General features: G+C 77.0%; 1 protein-coding gene. It reads right to left on the bottom strand.

What is annotated here, in order from left to right; all coding sequences use genetic code 11:
- On the bottom strand, nucleotides 1–4,517 hold a 4,517-nt coding region (locus tag ACFYWL_RS30765), incomplete at its 3' end, for a beta-ketoacyl synthase N-terminal-like domain-containing protein (RefSeq protein WP_386980200.1).
- Between the last annotated feature and the right edge of the window lie 4,080 nt (nucleotides 4,518–8,597).

The following is an 8,597-nucleotide window of genomic DNA, read 5'->3' as shown; positions in this document are numbered from 1 at the left end:
ATCGGATCACCCAACGACGTGCCCGTCCCATGCGCCTCCACCAGACCGATCCCGTCCGGACCGACCCCCGCATCCCGCAACGCCGCCACGATCACGTCGCGTTGCCCGGCGGGGCTCGGGGCGGAGTAGCGGGTGGTCCGGCCGCCGTGGTTGACCGCCGCGCCCTTGATCAGGCCCCGGATCCGGTCGGCGTCCCGTTCGGCGTCGGCGCGGCGGCGCAGCACGACCGCGACCGCGCCCTCGCCGGGCACGAAGCCGTCGGCGTCGACGTCGAACGCGCGGCACCGGAAGGTGGGCGACAGGGCCCGCAGGTCCTGCATGGAACGGAAGTACTCGGGGCTGATCGCGGCGTGCACTCCGCCGATGACCGCCGTGTCGATGTCGCCGGCGCGCAGGTGCTGGAGGGCCGTGTGCAGGGCCACCAGCGACGACGAGCACAGCGTGTTGACCACGACGCTCGGCCCGTGCCAGTCCATCAGGTACGACAGCCGGTTCGGGATCATCGCCTCCAGGCCGAGGCCACGGCCGTCGGGCACCCCGTGCCGGGACCGCTCCTCGTGGTAGTGGTCGTGGCTGTAGGCGATCCACAGGCCGATCCGGTTCTCCCGGTCGCCCTGCCCCATCCGTCCGGCGTCCTCCAGGGCCTCCCAGATGGTCTCGTACACGATGCGGGCCTGCGGGTCGATCAGCGGGGCCTCCCGGGCGGAGATCCGGAACGGCACGGGGTCGAACTCGTCGACCCGGTCCAGGAAGGACGCCTGTGGGACCGGGCCCTCCTCGGCGCGCTGCCAGCGGCCCTCGGGCAGGGCACGGACGGTGTCGCGCCCCTCGGCCAGCAGGGCCCAGTAGCCGTCGAGGTCGTCGGCGGTGGGCACCCGGATCGCGGCGCCGACGACGGCGATGTCGCGCCCGGTGTCCGTACGCTCGGCGGCCCGCGCGTCGTCGACGGCCGGCGGCGGGGCCGTGACGGTCGGCAGCGGGGCGGTGACCGGCGGTGGCCCGGCGGTCGCGGCGGCCGGGGGCGGGGCGACGGGCGGGTCCGGGATCGGATCGGCGGCGACCGCCGGTCCCACCGGCACGGCCGGCGGTGCCGCCAGCGAAGCGACGAAGTCGGGGGCCTCGTCGACGAGGTGCTGGGCGAAGCTGCGGGGCGTCGGATACTCGAAGAAGACGGTCGGGTAGAGCGAGAGGCCATGTTCCCGGGACAGCCGGTCGCTCAGCCCGACCAGGCCGACGGAGTCGAAGCCGGCGGAGAGGAACTCGGTGTCGGCGTGCTCGGCGTCCGTGCCGGACAGGGCCAGGAACCAGGCGAGCGCCCGCGCGACGGGCGACGCCGAGGCGACGCCGCCGGGAAGCGCCGCGGCCTGCGGCACCGGGGACGGTGCCGGGGCGGCGGCCGGGGCCGCGGCGGGCGGCGCGGCCTCGGCCGGGGTGGGCTGGGCGGCCGGGACGGCCGGGGTGGGCTGGGCGGCCGGGACGGCCGGGGCCGGTGGCACCGGAGGCCGGGCCGTCGCGACGGCCGCCGGGGCCGGGCGGGGCGCGGCGGGGGCCGGCGGCTGGTCGCTGAACGCGAGCACGGGCACCCGCTTCGACGAGATGTCGCCGAAGGTCAGCAGGGGCACGCCCCGCGCGTCGAGGACGACCTGGGTGACCCGGCACGCCTCCTCGTTCCAGAAGGACACCTCGGTGCGGACGTAGGCGGCGGTGTCGAGCTGGCCGTGCACGCTCACCCGGTCCACCGACAGCGGGATGAACGCGGACGCGTGCTCGGTGCCGAAGACGGGGTTGTCCGGGTCGATGGCGGCGATGGTGACGCTGTCCAGCAGGCCCGGGAAGAGCTGGACGTCCGGCGGGTTGAGCCCGCGCTGCCGACCGCCCTCGATCCGGGCGAGCGTGCCCCCGCCCGCGAGGCCGGCCACCCAGGAGATGTTGCGGTAGTACCGGCCGTGGTGGTAGCCGATGCGGCGCAGCCACCGGTACACCGTGGAGCCGGCGTGCAGCCGCGAGCACGAGGCGAGCAGCTCCGGCAGCGCCTCGGCGGCCGGGGCCGGGCCGGGCTGCGGGGCGTACCGGCCGGTGACGAAGGGCGTGCCGTCGGCGTCGGCGACCGTGAACCGGCCCTGCCCGTCGACCCGGCACACCACGCGGTGCGCGCCGGTGGGGATCAGCGGCCGGTGGAACAGCACGTCCCGCACCCCGTGGAACGCGTCGCCGCGAAGCTGCGCGCCCTGGCGCAGGAAGTCGAACCAAGCGACGCCGGGCAGCATGATCCGCCGGTACACGGAGTGCTGGGCGATGGGCGTCTCGCCCGCCCCGAACACCCGGGAGAAGGCGTATCCGGCGGTGCCCTCGTCGGCGTCCAGGGTGGTCGGGCCGCCGGGCTCGGCGGAACGCAGGGGCTCCCGCAGGTCCAGCGCGGGCCCGCGCGCCTGCGCGGCGGGCAGCAGCCGCTTGCGCCACCCGGCCGGCCCCTGGAACGCGGCCCAGTCGAGGTCCGCGCCGGCCTCGTACAGCTCCGCCGCGACCGCGGCGAGCAGCGCGGCGACGTGGCGCTCGTCGGTGGCGTCGGCGAGGCGGGCGCACAGCTCCGGGCCGGCGTCGGGGTCGCCGGTGCCGGCGGCCGGGTCGTCGGCGGCCAGGTCGTCGGCGGTCGTGGCCCCGCCGGCCAGGACCGCGCTCAGCGCCTGCTCCAGCGTGGTACGCCCGTGCGCGAAGTCGGCGATCGGCGCCCAGCCGGGCGGCAGGTCCACCGCCTGCTCGGGTACGCCCGTGTCGCGCAGCGCCACGGCCAGCACGACCCCGGCGCAGATCCGCAGCAGCGGGCCGGAGAACGTCGTCACGGGGCTGCCGACGGCGGTCTCGAACCTGCCGACGATCTCCCGTACCGCCGGCACGGCCCCGCCGAGCGCGAGCAGCCAGGCCGGCGGGGCCGGCGCGGCAGCCGGTCGTACGGTGACGGCGGGCCGCCGCCGGGGGGTCTCGCCGAGCGGGGCGTCGGCGGCCAGCAGGCGGGCCCGCAGGGCGGCGGCGAGGCTGGCGGCGTCGGTGCCGGCGACGGCGCACCGCACGGCGCGGTGGGGCCGCCCGAGCCGGGCGGTGGCCAGCACGTCGGGGAGGTCGTCGGCGGCCGACGGGAGGAACTCCAGCCACTGCGCGGCCAGCTCGCGCAGGCCGTCCGGGCTGTCGGCGGACAGGGGCAGCACCTCGGCGGCACGCCCGCCACCGACCGGGGCGGCGGGCGCGCCGGCCGCCTCGGCGACGACGTGCGCGTTGGTGCCGCCGAAGCCGAAGCCGCTCACCGCGGCCCGCCGGATCGGGGCCGCCGGCCAGGGCTCGGCACGCGGCGGCAGGTGGAAGGGGCTGGCGTCCAGCCGCAGGCGCGGATTGACGGCGGGCACCGGCACGCCGGGCACCGTTCCGTCCCGCAGGCAGAGAACGATCTTGGCGAGCCCGGCCAGGCCGGACGCCGAGTGCAGGTGCCCGATGCGCCGCTTCAGGGAGCCCAGTGCGACGCTGCCCCGGGCGACGCCGTGCCGGCCGAACACCTCGGTCAGCGCCCGCACCTCGATCGGGTCGCCGATGGCGGTGCCGGTGCCGTGGGTCTCCACGTACTGGACGGTCGCGGGATCGACCCGGTCGTACACGCGGGTGAGCAGCTCGACCTGGGCCTCCAGGTTGGGGGTGGTCACCCCCATGGTGCGGCCGTCGTTGTTGACGCCGGCGCTGGTGATCGCCCCGAGGATCACGTCACCGTCGGCCACGGCCGCCGCCATCGGCTTGAGCACCAGGGCTACCGCGCCCTCCCCCGGGACGTACCCGTTGGCCTTCTCGTCGAAGGTCTGGCAGAGCCCGTCCGGGGAGAGCGCGCCGGTGCGGGACAGCAGCACGAACGTCAGCGGGTCGACCAGCAGGTCCACCGCGCCGACCACGGCGATCTCGCAGCTGCCGGCGGCGAGGCTCTGGCAGGCCAGCCAGACCGCCGTCAGCGACGACGAGCAGGCGGTGTCGACGACCAGACTGGGGCCGGCGAGGTCGAGCCGGTCGGACAGCCAGGCGGCGACGAAGTTCTGCGAGCGCCCCCACAGGGCCGCCGGGACCGGCGGGCCCGACGCCGGGGCGACGCCGCGGCCGTGGTCGAAGCCGTAGGAGTTCATCCGCGCGCCGACGAAGACGCCCGCGTCGAGCCGCCGCCGGGCGGCCAGGTATCCGGCGTCCTCCAGGGCGCGGGCCCCGACCTCCAGCATGACCCGCTGCTGCGGGTCGAGCAGGACGGCGTCGGCGGCGGTGAGCCCGAACGCCTCGTGGTCGAAGGAGAACGGGTCCTGGAGGAACGCTCCCCGGTGGTGGGCGCCCTGGTGGTCGCCGTCGCCGAGGTAGAGGTCGCGGGCCCAGCGGCTGGGCGGTACCTCGTCGACCTCGACCGAGTCGTGGGTCAGCATCCACCGCAGGTCGGTCACGTCCTCGGCGCCGGGAAGCCGTACGGCCATGCCGATCACCGCGATCCGACTGTCCGTCATGGTCGCGTCGTTCCTTCCGTCCTGCTCGGTGGGCATGTCAGTGGCCCTGCTGCTGGCCGTGGACGAGTAGGGGCCGCAGCAGCGCGCCGAGGTCCGGGGCCGGCGCGGGGGGTTGCCCGCCCGCGTCGGGCGTCGGCAGGGGCGCGTCGGACGTCCCGGGCCCGGCCGGCTCCTGCGGTGCCGCGGGCGGCGCGCCGGAGGGGCCGGGCAGCCGGGCCGCGAGGTCGGCCATGGTGCGGGCCCGCATCACCAGGGACGGGTCGACGGTGATTCCGCCGAGCCGTTCGATGGCGTTGGTCAGGTCGACGATGACCAGCGAGTCCAGGCCGAGGTCCGGCAGGGGGCAGTCGCCCGGGTCCTCGCCGAGCACGTCGACGAAGGCGTCGCGCACCAGCGTGTACGAGAAACCGGGTGCGGCGGCCGACGCGGGCGCGGGTTCCACGGCGGGTCGCGCGGGCGGCGCCGCCGGGGCCGGTTCGGCCGACGCCGGTGCGGCCGGGGCGGTCGGCGGCGCGGGCGACGCGGCCGGGGCGGTAGTCGGCGCGGGCGGCGGCGTGGTGTCGGGCGCGGCGGTGCCGGGGAACACGATTCCCCCGCCCGTGCGCAGGTGCGCGGTGAAGCCGGCCAGGGCCTGGTCGAGGGTGATCGAGTGTCCGGCGGCGACGGACTCGTCGGCCTCCATGCCGATGCCGATCCAGTTCGGCCAGGCGTGCGCGGTCACCATCGTCCCGTCGTCGCCGGACTGCTCGGCTAGCGCCAGCTGGTATGCGTTGGCCAGGGCGTAGTCCACCAGCCCCCGGCCGGCGTGCGGCAACACGCCCGCGATCGAGGAGACCAGGGCGACGTAGCCCGCGCCCTGAGAGCGGGCCAGCCGCACCACGTTGCGGGAGCCGGCGACCTTCGGCGCGGTCACCCGGGCCGCCTCCGACCAGGGCCGGCGGCGCAGCGACCCGAACGGGTTGACCCCGCCGGAGCAGTGCACCACGCCGAGCAGCCGGCCCCAGCGGCGGCCGAAGGACGCGGCGGCGTCGGTGAGGGCGGCGGCGTCGGCGACGTCGCACCGGAGGTAGTCGACCTCGGCGTGCAGCCGCACCTGCGCCAGGAACGCCTCGGCGGTGGCATCGGCCGCCGACCGGCCGACGATGCCGACGTGCCGCGCGCCGCCGCGCACCAGGTGCGCGACGATCCGCCGGCCGATCGCGCCGAGGCCGCCGGTGACGAGGTGGTACCCGTCGCCGTCCAGCGGGGTCGTCGGGCCGGGCCGGGCCGGGACCTGCTCCGGGGCGTACCGGATTCCCCGCCGGTAGGCGACGGCGGTGTTGACGCCGGGGCGCAGCGCGGCGAACTCGGCGGCGATCTGCCGGGCGCGGGTCTCGGCCGGGTCGCCCGCGTCGAGGTCGAGGGCGGCGACGGCGAACCGGTGCTCGGCGGCGGCGGCCCGGACGGTGAACGCCCGCGCGGCGGCCTCCGGGTCCAGCAGGGCCCGTTCGGCCGCGTCGACCGGGGCCGAACGGTGCTCGACCCAGACCACCTTCGCCTGCGGCGGGAGGGCCGCCATGACCTCGCGGAGCTGCTCCCAGAAGGCGCGCAGGTCCGGTTCGGCGTCGGTGGGCCCGGGCGCGGCGGCGACCACGACGAGGGCGCGGGCGGGTGCACCCGGGGCGGCGATGTCGGCGCCCTGGGCGGACAGCGCGGCGGAGACGACGCCCTCGGTGGCCCGGTCGGCGGCGACCACCCGGACGGTGACCCCGTACGCCGACGCGCCGGTGGGGGGCGCGGTGGCCCGCCACCGCGTGCACAGCGCCTCGGGCACGTCCGCGGCGGTGGCGGCGGGGCCGGAGGGCTGCGGGTCGACCGTCGGTGCCGCGGCCGTCGGGGCGCTGCGGGTGTGCCAGTAGCGGCCCCGGGCGAACGGGTAGGTGGGCAGCGCGACGATCCGGGAACCCGGCACGGACAGCGCCGCCCAGTCGATGCCCGGGTGGCCGCGCCGGGCCAGGTCGGCCAGCGCCTCGTGCCAGGCGTCCGGCGGACCGTCCGGGGCGGCCGGCGGCGCGTCGGCGGCCAGGGCGCCGTCGACGCGGGCCACCGGGAGCCGGCCGTCGGCGACGGCCCGGAGCTGCTCGGCGAGGGCCGGGCCGGTGGGGCCGGCGACGGCGCTCTGGTAGTCGAGGGGGGAGCGGCCGACGTTCGCGGTGTGGCAGAGGTCGGCGGTCCGCCGGTCGTCGTCGCAGGCGGCGAACACCTCGGCGTACGCGGCGGCGAGCCGGCGCACCGCGTCCTCGCTGGCGGCGGAGACCCGGACCAGGTGCGATCGTGGCGGCACCGGCTCGCGCGGGGCGGCGACGGGCGGCTCCTCCAGGATCACGTGGGCGTTGACCCCGCCCATCCCGAACGCCGACACCGCGCCCCGCCGCGGCACACCCGCTGTCCGGGGCCACGGGAGGGCCTGGTCCGCCACGAAGAACGGCGACTCCTCAAACCGGATGTGGTCGTTCGGCCGCTGCACGTGCAGCGTCGGCGGGATCTGCTCCCGCTCAAACGCGAGCAACACCTTCACCACACCGGCCAAACCAGCCGCCGGCTCCAGATGACCAATGTTCGACTTCACCGAACCAATCGCACAGAACTGCGTCCGCGACGTGAACTCCCGCCACGCCCGCGTCAAACCCTCCACCTCGATCGGATCACCCAACGACGTGCCCGTCCCATGCGCCTCCACCAGACCGATCCCATCCGGACCGACCCCCGCATCCCGCAACGCCGCGACGATCACCTCCCGCTGGGCGGCGCTGCTCGGCACCGTCAACCCGCTCGTGCGGCCACCGTGGTTCACCGCCGTTCCCCGGATCACCCCACGGATCCGGTCCCCGTCGCGCACCGCGTCCGCCAAGGGCTTGATCACCACCGTGACCACACCCTCACCCGGCACGAACCCGTCCGCCGACGCGTCGAACGCCCGCGACGCACCCGTCGGGGACAGGGCCCGCAGGTTCCGCATCGCCGTGTAGTGCAGGGGCGACATCGCGAGGCGTACGCCGGCGACGATGGCCTGGTCGCACTCGCCGCTGCGGATGCTGCGCACCGCCGTGTGCAACGCCACCAACGACGACGAACACAACGTGTCGATCGTCATGCTCGGACCCGACAGATCCAGAAAGTAACTCACCCGGTTGGCGAGGAAGGCGTTGTGGTTGCCGAGGCCGGCGGCGGCGTCCAGCTCCGGCGGGATGTTGTAGTCCTTGTAGTGCTGGTAGCTGGCGCCGACGAAGACGCCGGTCGAGGCGGGCGTGGACAGCGGGGCGGTCCCGGCGGACTCCAGCGCCTCCCACGCGGTGCGCAGCAGCCAGCGGACCTGCGGGTCGAGCACCTCCGCCTGCTTGGCGAAGAAGTCGAAGAACCGGGCGTCGAACTCGTCGATCTGCGCGAGGAAGCCGCCCACCGGAGTGCCGTCGGTGTCGCCGTCGGCGGGCCAGCGGAAGGCGGGCGCCGGGCCGACGCCGCTGCCCCCGCCCGCCAGCAGGGACCAGAACCCCTCGGGGTCCGTGGCGCCGGGCAGCGCGCAGGCGATGCCGACGATCGCCATGTCGTGGGCGTCGCCGCCGGTCGCCGCGTCCGACCCGGTGAGGGCGGCGTCGGGGGCGGCCGGAGCGTCAGGGGTGGCCGGCGGGGCGGGCTCGTCGGGCAGGAGGGACGCCACCACGGCGGTGAGGGCCCGGCAGTCGCGCGCCTGGAGCACGTCGACCGGGCTCAGCGTCGCCCCGAGCCGGTCCTGCACCTCGGCGGCGACCATGGTGGCCAGCATGGAGTCGATGCCGGCGGCGGCGAGCGGGCTCGTCGCGCTGACCTGCGGGTCCCGCAGCACCACGCGGACCAGGTCGACCACGGTCTCCTCCGTCACCCGGGGGCCGCCGTGGGGGCGGGACGGCGGCGGGGCGGAGCCGGTCGCTTGCTGGCCGGCGGCGGGGCTGCCGGGCGGGACCTCCGGCCCCCGGTCGGTCGCGAGAGCGGCGGCCGGGGGGGGGGGGCCCCCCCCCCCCCGGCGCCCCCCCCCCCCCCCCCCGCGGCCCCCCCCCCCCCCCG

Origin of the sequence: Micromonospora sp. NPDC002575, from assembly GCF_042889525.1 — a bacterium.
Taxonomy (GTDB): Bacteria; Actinomycetota; Actinomycetes; order Mycobacteriales; family Micromonosporaceae; genus Micromonospora; species Micromonospora carbonacea.
This window is presented reverse-complemented; position numbering and strand designations above follow the sequence as displayed.